We start from the raw sequence: 16,797 nt of genomic DNA, 5'->3' as shown, positions 1-16,797 counted from the left end.
GACGGCCAATGTGTTACGTGATGCTGTTGCCTACTGCAAAGCTTAGTCGGCGATCGGCTTGCCTGCCGAGTCCTTCACCTTCGACTTCCACTGCGTGCGGATTTCCGACACGACCGAATCCGGCAGCGAGATGTAGTCCAGATCGTTCGCGGCTTGCGTGCCGTTCTTGAATGCCCAGTCGAAGAACTTCAGCGTTTCGGTGCCTTGCGCCGGCTTGTCCTGCGCCGTGTGCAGCAGCACGAACGTCGCGCCGACGATCGGCCATGCGTTCTTGCCCGGCTCGTTCGTCAGGATCTGGTAGAACGACTTCGACCAGTCCGCGCCCGCTGCCGCTGCCTTGAAGGTTTCCGTCTTCGGTTCGACGACCGTGCCGGTCGAGTTCTTCAGCGCGACGTACGTCATGTGGTTCTGCTTCGCGTACGCCCATTCCACGTAGCCGATTGCGCCCGGCAGACGTTGCACGAAGGCTGCAACGCCGTCGTTGCCCTTGCCGCCCGTACCCGTGGGCCAGTTGACCGTCGAGCCTTCACCGACCTTCGACTTCCAGTCCGCGTTGACCTTCGACAGATAGTTCGTCCAGATGAAGCTGGTGCCCGAACCATCGGCGCGGCGGACCACGGCGATATCGGTATCCGGCAGCTTGAGCTTCGGGTTCAGCGCAACGATCGCGGGATCGTTCCACTTCTTGATCTTGCCCAGGTAGATGTCGCCGAGCACTTCACCCGACAGCACGAGTTCCGACGGCTTCACGCCCGGCACGTTGACAACCGGCACCACGCCGCCGACCACCGTCGGGAACTGGAACAGGCCTTCCTTGGCGAGTTCGTCGTCCTTCAGCGGAGCGTCCGAACCGGCGAAGTCGACCGTCTTCGCGACGATCTGCTTCACGCCGCCCGACGAACCGATACCCTGGTAGTTCACTTTGCCGCCGCCGGACTTCTGATAGGCGTCGGCCCACTTCGTGTAGATCGGTGCTGCGAAGGTGCTGCCCGCGCCGGTGATGTCTGCGGCTTGCGCTGCGATCGCGAAAAGCGCGCCAGCGACGCCAGCGAACACGGTTTGCATCAATTTCATGAGACCTCCAAGGTGTGAGCGGTGTGAGCGAGTAACACGAACACCGCGAAGCTTAGGGTCTCTTTGTGACAAAAACGTGACTAACCGTGAAACGCGCGTGACAGTCAGGTTACTGACATGAAAGGATTTGAGCGGAGGAACTGACGGCGTCGCAGCGGAGATGTCCGTTCTTAGGGAGATTAGGCGAAAAAGATGGGGCGCGAACGTTTGCGCGGGGTGAGGCGGGGTGGATTGCGTGAGGGCGTTGGCGGGCTAAAGGGGCTGAGGTTTGCGCGGGTCGTGCCCGGCTGATCGCGGCAGGCGGCAGGACGATATCCTATCGTCCCACCGCTTGCCCGCCAAAAAACGTCGCTTACGCCGTGGCCTGCTTGACCGCGTCGGCGATTGCTTCCGAATGAAGCACCGCGTCGTCGACGTTCTCGGCCTCGACCATCACGCGCAACACAGGCTCGGTGCCCGATGCGCGGATCAGCACGCGACCGCGGCCATTCAGCGCGCTCTCGGCGTGGCCGATCGCGCGACGGATCGCTTCGCTGCCCTTCCAGTCTGCGTCCGGCTTCATGCGCACATTGATCAGTTTCTGCGGGAACAGCGTGACGCCGTCGAGCAGATCAGCGAGCGATTTCCCGCTGCGCTGCATCGCCGCGAGCACCAGCAAGGCGGAGACGATGCCGTCGCCGGTCGAATGGCGGTCGAGGGAGAGGATATGTCCGGAGCCCTCCGCGCCGAGTTGCCAGCCGTGCTCGCGCAGTTGCTCGAGCACGTAGCGATCGCCCACCGCCGCGCGGACGAACTTCACGCCCGCCTCCTGCAGCGCCACCTCGACGGCCATATTGGTCATCAGGGTGCCCACTGCGCCATCCACGTTGCCGTCGGTCGCAATGCGGTCCTTCACCAGTACGTACAGCAGTTCGTCGCCGTTATACAGGCGGCCAGCCGCGTCCACCACCTGCAGACGGTCGGCGTCGCCGTCGAGTGCAATGCCGAGGTCGGCGTGATTCGCGCGCACGGCGCGCACCAGCGCATCCGGCGCGGTCGCGCCGACGCCGTCATTGATGTTGAAGCCGTTCGGCGAAACGCCGATCGGAATCACCTCGGCGCCGAGTTCATGGAACACGTGCGGCGCGACGTCGTACGCGGCACCGTGCGCGCAATCGACGACCAGCTTCATGCCGCGCAGGTCGAACGCGGCCGGAAACGTGCTCTTGCAGAACTCGATATAGCGGCCGGCGGCATCATCGAGGCGCCGCGCCTTGCCGAGCTGCTCGGAGGCCGCGCAGGCGAGCGGCAGATTGAGCTGCTCTTCGATCTGTGCCTCGACTTCGTCCGGCAGCTTGTTACCGTCGGCGGAAAAGAATTTGATGCCGTTGTCGTAGTACGGATTGTGCGAAGCGCTGATGACCACACCGGCGGCGAGCCGCAGCGCGCGCGTCAAATAGGCGATGCCGGGTGTCGGCATCGGGCCCGCCAGCATCACGTCCACGCCGGCCGCCGAAAAGCCCGACTCGAGCGCGGCTTCGAGCATGTAGCCCGATACGCGCGTGTCTTTGCCGATCAGCACCGTTGGCCGAGTGCTCGATCTGGCCCGGCGATCCGCGCCCGCCAGCACCTTACCGGCCGCGTAGCCAAGCCGCAGCACAAATTCCGGCGTAATGGGCCCTTCGCCGACCTTGCCTCGAATCCCGTCCGTTCCGAAGTAACGACGCGCCATATTATTTCTCCCTCGTTTTGCAGTGGGTTCAACCACGCGCGCGGCCGTGAATCGCCGCGTCGCGCATGGCTGCCCATACTTTCAATGCGTCTGCTGTTTGCGCAACATCATGCACGCGCACAATCGCAGCACCCCGTTCGGCCGCGCACACGGCGGCGGCAACACTACCCGCGACGCGCTCCGCAGCCGGACGCCCGACCACTGCGCCGATCATCGACTTGCGCGACATGCCCGCGAGAATCGGATAAGGCGGCACGGCTTGCGGCGCTGTGTCCGGCAAATGCGCGAGCAGCGCGTAGTTATGCTCGATCACCGCCTTGCCGAAGCCGAAACCGGGGTCGACGCTGATGCGCGCGCGCGCGACCCCCGCTTGCTGCAACGTCGCCACCCGCTCCTCGAGGAAATGCCGAACCTCGCTCACGACGTCGTCATAGGCGGGCTCGCCGAGTTGCATGGTCTGCGGCTCGCCGAGCATATGCATCACACATAACCCGCATGCGCTATCGCGAACCGCGTCAATCGCACCGGGCATCCGGAAACCCCAGATGTCGTTGATCAGATCGGCGCCCGCGCTCAATGCCTCGCGCATCACTTCCGGCTTGTACGTATCGATCGACAACGGCACGTTGGCCCCGCGCAGTTGCTCGATGAGCGGAATCACGCGCGCCAGCTCTTCGTCGAGCGGCACTGGCGGCGCACCGGGCCGAGTCGATTCGCCACCGATATCGATGATGTCCGCGCCCTCGAGCATCATGCGTTCGGCCTGACGCAGCGCATCGCCGCGCATCGCGTATTGGCCACCGTCGGAGAATGAATCGGGCGTGACGTTCAGAATACCCATGACCAACGGGCGTTCAAAGGTCAGCTTGAAGCGGCCGCATTGCAGCGGCTCTGGAATGAGAGGAGAAGACAGATCGGCTTTCGACACGTAGCAATGCTTCACGTAAAACGGATAAATGCAAAACGGGCCGGTGTGAAACACACCGGCCCGCACTTTCTACTGGTCGCCTATCAGGCCGGCGCGGTTGCGCTGCCTGGTTTGACCTCAGTGCCCGGGCTACCACCCGACGAGGCGTCGCTTGCCGATGGCGGCGAGCTCTTCGGCGAACGCGGCGGACGGCCAGCCATGATGTCGTTGATCTGATCGGCGTCGATCGTTTCCCACTCCATCAGTGCGGCGGTCATCGCTTCGACCTTGTCGCGGTTTTCATCCAGCAGGCGCTTCGCGAGGTTGTACTGCTCGTCCAGCACACGGCGGATTTCCGCGTCGACCTTCTGCTGCGTCGCTTCCGAAATGGTCCGCGTGAAACCACGGCCAAACGGCGTTGCATCGTTTTCGTCGTCGACGTAGACCATCGGTCCGAGCGCGTCCGTCATCCCGAAGCGAGCCACCATGGCGCGAGCCGTCTGAGTCGCCTTGTTGAAGTCGTCTGACGCGCCGGTGCTGATCAGGTTCAGGAACAGCTCTTCCGCCACCCGGCCGCCGAACAGGATCGCAAGACGATCGAGCAGATAGTCCTTCGAGTACGTTTCGTTGTCATGCTCCGGCAACTGCCACGTCACACCCAGCGCACGGCCGCGCGGAATGATCGTGACCTTGTGCACCGGATCGGCCTTCGGCAACAGTTTGGCAATCACCGCATGGCCCGACTCGTGGTAAGCCGTCGCGCGCTTCGACTCTTCGCGAATCACGGCCGACTTGCGCTCCGGACCCATGAAGATCTTGTCCTTCGCATCCTCGAAGTCCGTCATTTCGACGATGCGCTTGCCGCGGCGAGCCGCGAACAGTGCCGCTTCGTTCACGAGGTTCGCGAGATCCGCGCCCGAGAAGCCCGGCGTGCCACGCGCAATCACTGCCGCGTCGACATCGTTCGAAATCGGCACCTTGCGCAGATGCACCTTCATGATGTGTTCGCGGCCGCGGATATCCGGCAGACCGACATACACCTGGCGGTCGAAACGGCCCGGACGCAGCAGCGCCTTGTCCAGCACGTCCGAACGGTTCGTTGCAGCGATCACGATCACGCCCGAGTTCGCTTCGAAACCGTCCATCTCGACCAGCATCTGATTCAACGTCTGCTCGCGTTCGTCGTTACCGCCGCCCATGCCGGCGCCACGATGACGACCGACCGCGTCGATTTCGTCGATGAACACGATGCACGGTGCGTGCTTCTTGGCCTGCTCGAACATGTCGCGCACACGAGCCGCGCCGACACCGACGAACATTTCGACGAAGTCCGAACCTGAAATGCTGAAGAACGGCACCTTCGCTTCGCCAGCGATAGCGCGCGCCAGCAGCGTCTTACCCGTTCCCGGAGGGCCGACCAGCAGCACACCACGTGGAATGCGCCCACCGAGCTTCTGGAATTTCTGCGGGTCGCGCAGGAAGTCGACCAGCTCGGAGACTTCTTCCTTAGCTTCGTCGCAACCGGCGACGTCGGTGAAATTGATTGCGTTGTTGTTTTCGTCGATCAGGCGCGCACGGGATTTGCCGAACGAGAATGCTCCGCCTTTCCCGCCCCCCTGCATCTGTCGCATCATGTAGAACCAGAACCCGATGATCAGGATCGTCGGCCCGAGGTAGTACAGCGCGGACACCAGCGCATTGGGTTCGTCGTCAGCCTTGCCGCTCACCTGAACGCCATACTTCATCAGATCGCCGACCATCCAGATGTCGCCGGGCGACACGATCTGGTACTTCTGGCCGTCTGCTGGAGTGACCGTGAGGTTCCGCCCCTGGACAATGACGTTCTTGACTTTGCCGGCCTTCGCGTCGTCCATGAACTGCGAATAGGAAACGCCTTCCTGGACACGGGGCTTGTCGAACTGCTTGAACACCGTAAACAGCACCAGTGCGATAACCAGCCACACTGCTGCCTTCGAAAACATATTGTTGTTCAAAGCACCACTCCTTCACTTAGACGGGCGCCTACATTTGCCTTGCGGCACCACGAAAGCATTCTAATCCAGTCCGCAGACCCCTGCCATAAGGTTTCGCTACCACAGAAATAGCGCAGCGTGCCAATCAAGCGCCAATTTCCCGCGCCAGAGGCATTTTATCGGCAGATGCGGAACCGTCCTGCAGCGCCCCCTATGCGGGCCGCTTGAGATGCTTACCCAAAATAAACGTTTCTGACGACTTATCCCGCGACGCTTTCGGCTTGCGGGCCGCCACCACCTTGAACTGACGCTTGAACTTTTCGACAATCTGGCTATAACCGCTGCCGTGGAAGCATTTGACTAAAAGGGCACCATCCGGTTTCAGGTGATTTTGTGAGAATTCCAGCGCGAGGTCGCATAAATGCTCGATTCGCGCGGCATCCGCCACCGCCACTCCCGACAGGTTGGGCGCCATGTCCGAAATTACAAGGTCAACCTGGCGTTCTCCAACCAATTCTTCCAGTTGGCCCAGTACCGAGTCTTCACGGAAGTCGCCCTGGATGAAATGAACGTCGGCCACGGGCTCCATCGGCAACAGATCCAGCGCGATGATCGTGCCGTCGATACCGCCTTCGCGCTCTGCATCGCGCTGCGAGCCTTTGGCGAGCTTGTTGCGCGCGTACTGGCTCCAGCTGCCGGGCGTGGAGCCGAGGTCGACGATCACCTGCCCCGGACGGATCAGCTTGTCCTGCTCGTCGATTTCCTTGAGCTTGTAGGCTGCGCGGGCGCGATAACCCTCCCGCTGCGCCATTTTCACGTACGGATCGTTGATGTGGTCATGCAGCCACGCGGTATTGAACTTGTTTTTTGCCATTAAAGATTGAACTCTTGCTGCGTGGTGACGCGCTTTAGGGGATAATACGCGGTTAATTCGCGCGGCCACCGCCAAACTGACGGTCATCCGCGATTCTGTTGTTCTGACGCGCCGCCCTGTTGAATCGACCGATCGAGCAAATCGATCGGGAACGCAGGTGCCGCCATTTTAGTCGAGTCTCCCACTTCCCATGCCCGCCCTCAAAGTCTCTTCCGACCAACGCGCCGAGTTGCGCTCCCAGGCACATGCGCTCAAACCGGTCGTGCTCGTCGGCGCCGAAGGCTTGACCGACGCTGTGCTCTCCGAGATCAAGGTCCACCTTGGCGCTCATCAGCTCATCAAAATCCGCGTGTTCGGCGACGAACGCGAAGAACGCATCGCGATCTATGAAGAGATTTGCGACAAGCTGAGCGCCGCGCCGATCCAGCACATCGGCAAGCTGCTCGTGATCTGGAAGCCGGAATCGGCTCAACCGGCCGTGAAGACAAAGCGCGGCGCCCTGCCGAGCGCCCGCGAAGCAGCTGTTGAAGCCAAGCCTGGCAAGGGTCGCGCGCCACGCGTCGTGACGGTCGTCAAACCCAGTGAAATTCCGATGCGCAAGCCGAAGGCAAAAGCGGTCGTTGTGCGCGGCAATGAACGCGTCACGCAAGGCGGCAACATCAAGCGTGCCAAGAAGCGTCAAACCAGCGCGAAGCGCTCGCATCAGTCGTCGAAGTAAGCAGGTGGCAAGAGGTGCGGAAAGGTCTGCACCTTGAACAACGCTGGCTTGAAACGCGGCGGGATGCCCACGCAAGCGGGTTCGGCAAAGTCACAGAAATCGGAAAGAGCGGCTAGCAAGCGCAAGCAGTACCTGCCCAACCCGCCTCAGCCCGCCACTTTCCCCGCAGCACCGCGAGCGCCCTGCTCCGTCGTCGCGGTACCGATGCTCGCTGGCAGCTTCCACACGAGCGCCACGCCAAGCAGGCTTTCGATCAGATAGAACACGCTCGACACCCCGTGCAGCATACCGAAGCGTGCCGCATAAACCGAATGCCCGACGTCGGTGCCCGCTTCGAGTGCGGCCTCGCGCATCGCATTCATGAACGGCTGCAGCGCGAAGTAACCCACCAGCACACACACCAGCATGCCGGCGATCAGCCAGCGCAAACGGCGATAAGCCTCACTGCCGCGGCGAACCAGCACATTCGCGAGACCCAGCAGCAAAATGCCGCACACCACTCCCACCACGCCCTGAATGCGAAATAGTTGTGCCGCCACTGCGCCTGCCGAGATCCGGTCGAGCGACGTGAACAGCACTGGCGCGACGGCATAGCCGATAGTCAGCAGACTACCGACCCACACCACCGTCAAAAGACGGAAAAATCGATGTGGCATCTGGGACTCCCGGGCCACCCTCAAACGTAGCTAACCGCGATGATTTCATATTCGCGCACGCCGCCCGGCGCCTGCACCGACGCAACGTCGCCTTCCGATTTGCCGATCAAGGCGCGCGCGATCGGCGAGCTGATCGAAATCAGGCCATGGTCGATGTCCGCTTCGTCGTCGCCGACGATCTGATATTTGACCGACGCACCCGACTCCAGGTCTTCCAGTTCCAGCGTCGCGCCGAACACCACGCGGCCGTCCGCGTCCACCTTCGACGGGTCGATCACCTGCGCGCCGGCCAGCTTCGATTCGATCTCGGCAATCCGGCCTTCGATAAAGCCCTGCTTTTCCTTCGCAGCGTCGTATTCCGCGTTTTCCGACAGATCGCCCTGCGCACGCGCTTCCGCGATCGAATTGATCACTGCCGGACGTTCGACCGATTTCAGCCGCTGCAATTCGTCGCGCAACATGTCCGCGCCGCGCCTAGTCAATGGAATAGTGCTCATAAACAACTCTAGAGGCAAAAAACAGCCGTAAAAAAAATCACCGCGGTTAAGTGCATTCCGCAGGGACCAGTGCCATGGAGCATAACTCCGGCCCCAGCACCTGCGGAACGCCGCTTAACCGCGGCACGTACATCCTGAGACAGAAACTCGAAGCCTTAGTTTAGGCGAGCATGGAGTCCTTGTAAATCATAGACTTCCAGGTTCTTCAGATAGCGCAAACCTTCCACTGCAGCCCGTGCGCCGGACATCGTCGTGTAGTACGTGACCTTGTTCGCCTGTGCGCTCATGCGAATCGAACGCGAATCGGCGATCGCGGCGCGCGTTTCGTCGACGGTCGTGAAGACCAGCGCGATCTCGCCGTTCTTGATCATGTCGACGATGTGCGGACGGCCGTCCTTCACCTTGTTGACGACCTTCACCGGCACGCCGGCCGCTTCGATCGCAGCAGCCGTGCCCTTGGTCGCGACGATCGGATAACCGAGTTCGTGCAGCATGCGCGCGACTTCGACAGCCTTCGGCTTGTCGGCGTCCATCACGGTCAACAACACCGTGCCCGACTCCGGCAGACGCGAACCCGCCGCGAGCTGCGACTTGAAGAGCGCCTCGCCGAACGTCTGGCCCACGCCCATCACTTCGCCGGTCGAACGCATTTCCGGTCCGAGCACCGGGTCGACGGCCGGGAACTTGACGAACGGGAACACGGCTTCCTTCACGCTGAAGTACGGCGGATCGATTTCCTTCGTCACGCCCTGGTCAGCGAGCTTCTGGCCGACCATCGCACGCGCCGCGATCTTCGCGAGCGGCAGGCTGGTCGCCTTCGACACGTACGGCACCGTACGCGACGCACGCGGATTCACTTCGAGCACGTAGATGATGTCTTCCTTCGAGCCATCCGCCTGCGGGACCTGCTGGATCGCGAACTGCACGTTCATCAGCCCGACCACGTTCAGCGCCTTCGCCATCGCGCCGGTCTGGCGCTTCAGTTCAGCGACGGTTTCCTGCGACAGCGAATACGGCGGCAGCGAGCAAGCCGAGTCGCCCGAGTGGACGCCCGCCTGTTCGATGTGCTCCATCACGCCGCCGATGAACACCGCTTCGCCGTCCGAGATGCAATCCACGTCGCATTCGATCGCGTCGTTCAGGAAGCGGTCGAGCAGCACAGGCGAATCGTTCGACACCTTCACGGCCTCGCGCATATAGCGCTCGAGGTCGCGCGGCTCGTGAACGATTTCCATCGCGCGGCCACCGAGCACGTACGACGGACGCACCACCAGGGGGTAGCCGATTTCGTCGGCGAGCTTGAGCGCTTCGTCTTCCGCGCGCGCGGTGCGGTTCGGCGGCTGGCGCAGACCGAGGTCCTGCAGCAGCTTCTGGAAACGCTCGCGGTCTTCAGCGGCGTCGATCATGTCCGGCGACGTGCCGACGATCGGCACACCGTTCGCTTCGAGATCGAGCGCGAGCTTCAGCGGCGTCTGACCGCCGTATTGCACGATCACGCCGACCGGCTTTTCCTTGTCGACGATTTCGAGCACGTCTTCGAGCGTCAGCGATTCGAAGTACAGACGATCGGAGGTGTCGTAGTCGGTCGAAACGGTCTCAGGGTTGCAGTTGACCATGATCGTTTCGTAGCCGTCTTCGCGCATCGCGAGCGCGGCGTGCACGCAGCAATAGTCGAACTCGATGCCCTGGCCGATCCGGTTCGGGCCGCCGCCCAGCACCATGATCTTCTTGTTGTTGGTCGGGTTCGCTTCGCACTCTTCTTCGTACGTGGAGTACATGTACGCGGTTTTCGTGGCGAACTCGGCCGCGCAGGTGTCGACGCGCTTGTACACCGGGCGCACGTTCAACTCGATACGGCGCTGACGCACGTCCCCCGGCTTCGCGCCGAGCAGTTTGGCCAGACGGCGATCCGAGAAGCCGCTCTGCTTCAGATACTTCAGCTCTTCCTTCGAGAGGCTCGCGAGCGTGCGGCCGGCCAGCGCCTTTTCCTTCAGGATGATCTGTTCGATCTGCGCGAGGAACCACGGGTCGATCGCGGTCTCTTCGAAGATTTCTGCGGCCGTCATGCCGACGCGGAACGCGTCGCCGACGTACCAGATGCGGTCCGGACCGGCTTCGCCGATCTCGCGGATGATCTCGTCGCGGTTATCGGTCTTTTCATCCAGACCGTCGACGCCGACTTCGAGACCGCGCAGCGCCTTCTGGAACGACTCCTGGAAGGTGCGGCCGATCGCCATCACTTCGCCGACCGACTTCATCTGCGTGGTCAGGCGCGAATCGGCTTCGCGGAATTTCTCGAAAGCGAAACGCGGAATCTTGGTGACGACATAGTCGATCGTCGGTTCGAACGAGGCCGGGGTCTGGCCGCCGGTGATTTCGTTCTTCAGTTCGTCGAGCGTGTAGCCCACTGCCAGCTTGGCCGCGACCTTGGCGATCGGGAAGCCGGTCGCCTTCGACGCCAGCGCCGACGAGCGCGACACGCGCGGGTTCATTTCGATCACGATCATCCGGCCGTCTTTCGGATTGATCGAGAACTGCACGTTCGAGCCGCCCGTATCGACGCCGATCTCGCGCAGCACAGCGAGCGACGCGTTACGCAGGATCTGATATTCCTTGTCGGTCAGCGTTTGCGCCGGCGCAACGGTGATCGAGTCGCCGGTGTGGATGCCCATCGGATCCAGGTTTTCGATCGAGCAAACGATGATGCAGTTGTCCTTGGTATCGCGGACCACTTCCATCTCGTACTCTTTCCAGCCGAGCAGCGATTCTTCGATCAGCAGCTCGCGCGTCGGCGACAGGTCCAGACCGCGCTTGCAGATCTCTTCGAATTCGTCGCGGTTGTACGCGATGCCGCCGCCCGAGCCGCCCAGCGTGAACGACGGACGGATCACGACCGGATAGCCGCCGCTGCCGGTTTGCGCTGCGATATCAGCCTGCACCTGCAACGCTTCTTCCATCGAATGCGCGGTGCCCGACTTGGCCGAACCGAGACCGATTTTGGTCATCGCGTCCTTGAACTTCTGGCGGTCTTCCGCCTTGTCGATCGCTTCCGGCGATGCGCCAATCAGCTCGACCTCGTACTTCTCCAGCACGCCGTGCGCGTGCAGATCGAGCGCGCAGTTCAGCGCGGTCTGGCCGCCCATCGTCGGCAGGATCGCGTCCGGGCGCTCCTTCGCGATGATGCGCTCGACCACTTCCCACGTGATCGGCTCGATGTAGGTCACGTCGGCCGTGTTCGGGTCGGTCATGATCGTCGCCGGATTGCTGTTGACGAGAATGACCTTGTAGCCTTCCTCACGCAGCGCCTTGCATGCCTGCGCGCCCGAGTAATCGAACTCGCACGCCTGGCCGATGATGATCGGACCCGCGCCGATGATGAGGATGCTCTTGATGTCTGTCCGCTTGGGCATAACGCTCTCGCTAATGTATTCCTGAATTCTTCTGTCGGCGCGCGGCGTTGTTACGTTGCGCGCGCTCTGCCTTGCTCTGTTCTTTGCGGCTCGCCGTCTATGCGCACGAGGCGCCTCGCGAGCCTCGCGCCGCCGGGCTACCGCTGAAGCGGGCCTGCGGCGCGAGGCCGCTGCGCTGTCTTAAGCCGCTGCGCTCTTGCCGCCCTTCTGCGCGTCCATCAACGCGGTAAAGCGGTCGAACAGATAAGCGATGTCGTGCGGGCCGGGCGATGCTTCCGGGTGACCCTGGAAGCAGAACGCCGGCTTGTCGGTCAGCGCGAAGCCTTGCAGCGTGCCGTCGAACAGCGACAAGTGCGTGGCGCGCGCGTTGGCCGGCAGCGTGTCGGCATCGACCGCGAAACCGTGGTTCTGCGACGTGATGACCACGCGGCCATCGTCCAGATCCTTCACCGGATGATTCGCGCCGTGGTGGCCGGTCTTCATCTTCATGGTCTTTGCGCCGACCGCGAGGCCCATGATCTGGTGGCCGAGGCAGATGCCGAAAGTCGGAATGCCGCGCTCGATCAGTTCTTTCGTAGCCGCGATCGCGTAGTCGCACGGCTCCGGATCGCCGGGGCCGTTCGACAGGAACACGCCGTCCGGGTTGAGCGCCAGCGCGTCGGCCGCGCTCGCCTGCGCCGGCAGCACGGTGACGTGGCAGCCGCGTTCGGCCAGCATGCGCAGGATGTTGAACTTGACGCCGTAGTCGAACGCCACCACGCGGTACTTCGGCGCATTCTGCTTGCCGTAGCCGGTGCCCAGACGCCATTCGGTCTGGGTCCACTCGTAGGTTTCCTTCGTCGAGACGACCTTCGCGAGGTCCATGCCCGAAAGGCCGGGGAACGAACGGGCGAGTTCGATGGCCTTGGCCTCGTCGTCCGAGCCCGCCAGGATCGCGCCGTTCTGCGCGCCCTTGTCGCGCAGCACGCGAGTCAGCATGCGGGTGTCGAGACCGGCGATGGCGACCACGCCTTCGTCCTGGAGGTATTGCGGGAGCGTGCGCTCCATGCGGAAGTTCGACGCGAGGACCGGCAGATCGCGAATGATCAGGCCGGCGGCATGGACTTTCGTAGCTTCGACGTCTTCGGCGTTCACACCGACGTTGCCGATATGCGGATACGTGAGGGTCACGATCTGGCGCGCGTAGCTCGGGTCAGTCAGGATTTCCTGATAGCCGGTGATAGCGGTGTTGAACACGACTTCGCCGATGGTATGCCCGGGGGCGCCGATCGAGTAACCACGAAAGACCGTGCCGTCGGCGAGCGCGAGCAGAGCGGGAGAAAATGACGGCAACACGGGAGACTCCTTGGGGGAACACCCTGTTGCCGACCTGCCTATCCGACTGCGAGCCGCAGCGAAACACATCCACGGGATGCGCGCGCAGACTCGCTCGCGACCTGCTGTTGGACGTTGCAAGGGGTGTGCGATGGGTCCGATGCATCCATTGAGCGGACGGATCGGCCAGACGCGGGGGCCCTTCTTGCTACGCCAATGGCGCGCGGCGGATGAACGGTATGGGAGAGGTAGGCGCTAGGGTGCGGGTTGATAAGCTCAAACCTTGAAATTATAGCCTGAAAACGCCCTTCCCTCCAAATCCGAGATGGCAAGCCGGCATGGGAATGGGTCTGGACAACGCGCCCAAAGCCTTGCGGGACAAGGCTGTCCGCCATCAAACAAAAATTTGCACGATGCGAATCGGGTGGCACCGTTGAATTTACGCGCGCCGGGCGGACTGCCGAGCCGCGGGGCTCACGCCTGCTGCTCGGCGCCCACTTCGGACGGCCGAGCCGTCTTCCGGATGGGTAACGCGTACCACATTGCGCTCAGCACCTGCAGCGCCACCAGAATTCCCCACGCGGTCATGTGCGCGGCCTGCGGATAATGCCCGCCGCTCGCCGGCCAGTGCGACAGGACTGCGCCGACGCCGACCTGGAAGCCGAAAATCAGAAGGAAAATGATCAGGGTCAGCGTCGTGTTCACCCGGCCAATCATCTGCGCCGGGAAATGCCGGGCCATCACGGCGTAGCTGAGAATGCCGGTGCCGCCGAATATCCCATATGCCGCCCACAAAAGGCCTGCGGGCAGCGGCGCCTTGAACATGATCAGCAACTGCGTCAGCACAAACAGCGCCATGCCGACGCCGCAAAACGCATTCAGCGAGATGCCGCGCCGTTCGAGACTGCGCGCCGCCGCGCCGAAACCGACGCAGCCGGCCATCATCGCGAAGCCCAGAATCGAGACCAGCGCGGCGGCTTCGTGCGGCTCGAAACCCTGCACGTCGCGCAGCCACGCGCCGACCCAGAGCGACTGCATCGCATAGAAAACGCCTTGCGTGACGACCGAGAACGACGCGATCTTCCAGAACGCCGCGCTGCGCAGAATATGCAAGGTGCCCTTGAACTGCGCGCCGAGGCTTGCCTGGTGGTGGCTTTCCTTCGTGTCCGGCGCGAGCATCCATTGCGCGAGAGCGACCAGCACGGTCAGCAGCCCCAGTCCGATACAGACCGAACGCCAACTGGCGAAACCCAGCACCCACGTCAGCGGCGAGCCCACCATCACGCCGCCGAAACCGCCGATCGCCATCACCAGCCCGTTCATCAGCGGCAAGCGCGCCGTCGCGAAATGCTGCGCCAAGGCCTTGAAGGCCGCGCCAAGACACACGGACACGCCGACGCCGATCAGCAGCCGCCCGACCATCATCATGCCGACGCCTTGCGCGGCGCCGAACACCCAGATGCCCGATGCGGCGAACAGCAACGTGGCGGCCGTCACCCGGCGCGCGCCGAAGTGATCGAGCAGCACGCCGGCCGGAATCTGCGCGCCTGCGAAGCCGAGAAAATACAGGCTCGTCAGCAAGCCCAGATCGGTGGCCGACAAACCGAGGTCGTGCGTGATGAACGGCGCGAAGCCGAGATTGACGCCGCGAAACACATAAGAAACGAAGTAGCCCGCGGAAAACAGGAGAAAGACGCGCAGTTGAGTCGACGACATAAGCTTCGCTAGGAACGACCGACGTGGCCAAAGCACGAAAGATAAAGGAAATACGCGCGATTCGCCTTGAAATGCGCGGCGGAATGAAAAACGCCGTCACCACAGGTGACGGCGTTGGAATAAACACGGTGCGTGATCGGAGCGCAATTCATGCGCTGCCCCCGCAACGCATGTGGTCACTACCGTGGGAGCCGCTATTGGTCTACTTACTCTTCTTCGCGTTGGCCACGGTCTTCGGGCGGCTCTCTGCCGTGGCCTTCGACGCCTTGCTGGACGTGGAAGCCGACACTTTGGTCACCTTGACCTTGCTGGCACTGGATGCCGTCGGCTTGCTGACCTTCCCTACCGGGTCGGCGACCTTCATCACATACCGGCCACGACCCTTCTTTTTATCGTAGCGCGATTCGCTGCGCGTGTCTGCGACACGGGTGCCGATCTTCTCGACGCCGCCGCCCTGAACGTCGGTTGCGATGCGCTCCGGACCCGGCTCGCTCGGCATGGCCTTGCCGACCGGCACGTGCAACACGATCACCTGGCCACGCGACACCTGATCGCGACGCGTGCGGTTCCACGCTTTCAACTGGCCGACCGACACGCCGTAACGCACCGCGATCGCCGCCATCGACTGATTGCGGCGCACGCGGATCAGCATCTTGCGAGTATCGGGGACGTCGGGCTCCATCGCCAGCACCGCGCTTTCGGCGACGTCGGCGCTGATGTCTTCGTCGTCGTCCGAAGCGCGCGGGACCACGATCGTGGAGCCGGGCTTGAGCCGCATGCCGGCCGGAATCTTGTTCACTTCCATCAGCGTGTCGGCGTCGACGCCGATCTTCTGCGCGATCGCCGCGGGCGTCGCGCGCTGGTCGACCGTGTACGTGGTCCACGACGAAAGCGAGCCGGAATACGCCTTCAGGTTGCGTTCGAATGCGCTGGCGTTGTCGAACGGCAGCAGGATCTGCGGCTGCGTTGCGCCCAGAATCACCGGCTTCCTGAACGACGGGTTCAGCGAGCGGAATTCATCCGTCGACAGATTCGCGAGCTTCGCGGCCATCTCCACGTCGATGTCGTGCGACGTGGTCACCGTGACGAAATACGGGTGATTCGGAATCGACGGCAGCGTGAGCCCGTAGACCTGCGGGTTCATCACGATGTTCTTGACCGCCTGCAGCTTCGGCACGTAGTTGCGCGTCTCGTTCGGCATGCGCAGGCTGAGGTAGTCGGTGGGCAGACCCGCCGCCTCGTTGCGCGCGATCGCGCGCTGCACGTTGCCCTCGCCCCAGTTGTACGCGGCGAGCGCGAGCTGCCAGTCGCCGAACATGTCATGCAGACGCGACAGATAGTCGAGCGCGGCGCTGGTCGACGCCAGCACGTCGCGGCGCTCGTCCTGCCACATGTTCTGCTTGAGGTTGTAGGTGCGCCCGGTGCCCGGCATGAACTGCCACATGCCGGCGGCTTTCGCGACCGACAACGCCTGCGGGCTATACGCGGATTCGATGAACGGCAGCAGCGCGAGTTCGGTCGGCATATGCCGCGCTTCGAGCTCTTCGACGATGTGATAGAGGTACTTCTGCGAGCGCTCGGTCATGCGCTGCACGTAATCGGGACGCTGCGCATACCAGTTGGCCTGCATGTCGACGAGGTCGGTCTGCAGGTCCGGCATCTGGAAACCACGGCGAATACGGCCCCACAGATCGGCGTCCGAGCTGGTCAACTGACTGACCGAACCCTGATCGACGTTGATCGTTTCTTTAGCGGTGGCTGTCTTGCGAAGTGCGTCGGCTACGGCTTGCTGGCTGGCGGGATTGGTTGCGGTGGAACTGCTCGTTGTCGGTCCTTGACTCGCGCAAGCGGCGAGTGTCAGGACCAATAACGCACTGAAGATAAATCGCATGAACGTCTCGGCTTCCACAAGGGCTGGAATTTGCAGCCGATAGTACGAAACGGCAA

The 16,797-nt window shown here is 62.6% G+C and carries 12 protein-coding genes; 1 reads left to right on the top strand and 11 read right to left on the bottom strand.

Going from position 1 to position 16,797, the window contains the following annotated elements; translation table 11 throughout:
• Window positions 1–42: 42 nt before the first annotated feature.
• The 5 genes from pstS to PQQ53_RS17740 all read right to left on the bottom strand — a co-directional run bounded on the left by pstS (window position 43) and on the right by PQQ53_RS17740 (window position 6,539).
• Window positions 43–1,074 carry a phosphate ABC transporter substrate-binding protein PstS gene (gene pstS / locus PQQ53_RS17760; protein ID WP_408146222.1) on the bottom strand — a complete coding sequence of 344 codons (1,032 nt, stop codon included), beginning with the start codon at window positions 1,072–1,074 and terminating at the stop codon, window positions 43–45.
• 352 nt (window positions 1,075–1,426) lie between these two features.
• Window positions 1,427–2,785 (bottom strand): phosphoglucosamine mutase, encoded by a 1,359-nt coding sequence (glmM, locus tag PQQ53_RS17755; protein ID WP_408146220.1) that lies wholly within the window; start codon window positions 2,783–2,785, stop codon window positions 1,427–1,429.
• Between the two features lie 28 nt (window positions 2,786–2,813).
• Complete coding sequence (gene folP, locus PQQ53_RS17750; RefSeq protein ID WP_408325092.1) at window positions 2,814–3,713, bottom strand: dihydropteroate synthase; 900 nt, start codon at window positions 3,711–3,713, stop codon at window positions 2,814–2,816.
• 83 nt (window positions 3,714–3,796) lie between these two features.
• Window positions 3,797–5,686, bottom strand: a complete 1,890-nt coding sequence (gene ftsH / locus PQQ53_RS17745; RefSeq protein WP_168662533.1) for an ATP-dependent zinc metalloprotease FtsH — start codon at window positions 5,684–5,686, stop codon at window positions 3,797–3,799.
• Window positions 5,687–5,876: 190 nt separating this feature from the next.
• Window positions 5,877–6,539, bottom strand: a complete 663-nt coding sequence (locus PQQ53_RS17740) for an RlmE family RNA methyltransferase (protein ID WP_121315280.1) — start codon at window positions 6,537–6,539, stop codon at window positions 5,877–5,879.
• 190 nt (window positions 6,540–6,729) lie between these two features.
• Here PQQ53_RS17740 and PQQ53_RS17735 point away from each other — a divergent pair, with 190 nt between their 5' ends.
• The gene (locus PQQ53_RS17735) at window positions 6,730–7,257 is read left to right on the top strand and encodes a YhbY family RNA-binding protein (protein WP_408146216.1); all 528 of its coding nucleotides are present in this window, start codon (window positions 6,730–6,732) and stop codon (window positions 7,255–7,257) included.
• Window positions 7,258–7,403: 146 nt separating this feature from the next.
• Here PQQ53_RS17735 and PQQ53_RS17730 read toward each other — a convergent pair whose 3' ends face one another.
• The 6 genes from PQQ53_RS17730 to PQQ53_RS17705 all read right to left on the bottom strand — a co-directional run bounded on the left by PQQ53_RS17730 (window position 7,404) and on the right by PQQ53_RS17705 (window position 16,741).
• Window positions 7,404–7,913: a DUF4149 domain-containing protein gene (locus PQQ53_RS17730; RefSeq protein WP_408325090.1), complete on the bottom strand. Its 510-nt coding sequence runs from the start codon at window positions 7,911–7,913 to the stop codon at window positions 7,404–7,406.
• Window positions 7,914–7,933: 20 nt separating this feature from the next.
• Window positions 7,934–8,410 (bottom strand): transcription elongation factor GreA, encoded by a 477-nt coding sequence (gene greA / locus PQQ53_RS17725; RefSeq protein WP_408146212.1) that lies wholly within the window; start codon window positions 8,408–8,410, stop codon window positions 7,934–7,936.
• 155 nt (window positions 8,411–8,565) lie between these two features.
• Window positions 8,566–11,820 (bottom strand): carbamoyl-phosphate synthase large subunit, encoded by a 3,255-nt coding sequence (gene carB / locus PQQ53_RS17720; protein WP_408325088.1) that lies wholly within the window; start codon window positions 11,818–11,820, stop codon window positions 8,566–8,568.
• Window positions 11,821–12,000: 180 nt separating this feature from the next.
• Window positions 12,001–13,155 (bottom strand): glutamine-hydrolyzing carbamoyl-phosphate synthase small subunit, encoded by a 1,155-nt coding sequence (gene carA, locus PQQ53_RS17715; RefSeq protein WP_408325087.1) that lies wholly within the window; start codon window positions 13,153–13,155, stop codon window positions 12,001–12,003.
• Window positions 13,156–13,608: 453 nt separating this feature from the next.
• The gene (locus PQQ53_RS17710) at window positions 13,609–14,850 is read right to left on the bottom strand and encodes an MFS transporter (protein WP_408325085.1); all 1,242 of its coding nucleotides are present in this window, start codon (window positions 14,848–14,850) and stop codon (window positions 13,609–13,611) included.
• Between the two features lie 202 nt (window positions 14,851–15,052).
• Window positions 15,053–16,741, bottom strand: coding sequence for a transglycosylase SLT domain-containing protein (locus PQQ53_RS17705; RefSeq protein WP_408147161.1), 1,689 nt, complete (start codon window positions 16,739–16,741; stop codon window positions 15,053–15,055).
• Between the last annotated feature and the right edge of the window lie 56 nt (window positions 16,742–16,797).

It is taken from the genome of Paraburkholderia strydomiana (assembly GCF_046030495.1).
Taxonomy (GTDB): Bacteria; Pseudomonadota; Gammaproteobacteria; order Burkholderiales; family Burkholderiaceae; genus Paraburkholderia; species Paraburkholderia strydomiana_A.
This window is presented reverse-complemented; position numbering and strand designations above follow the sequence as displayed.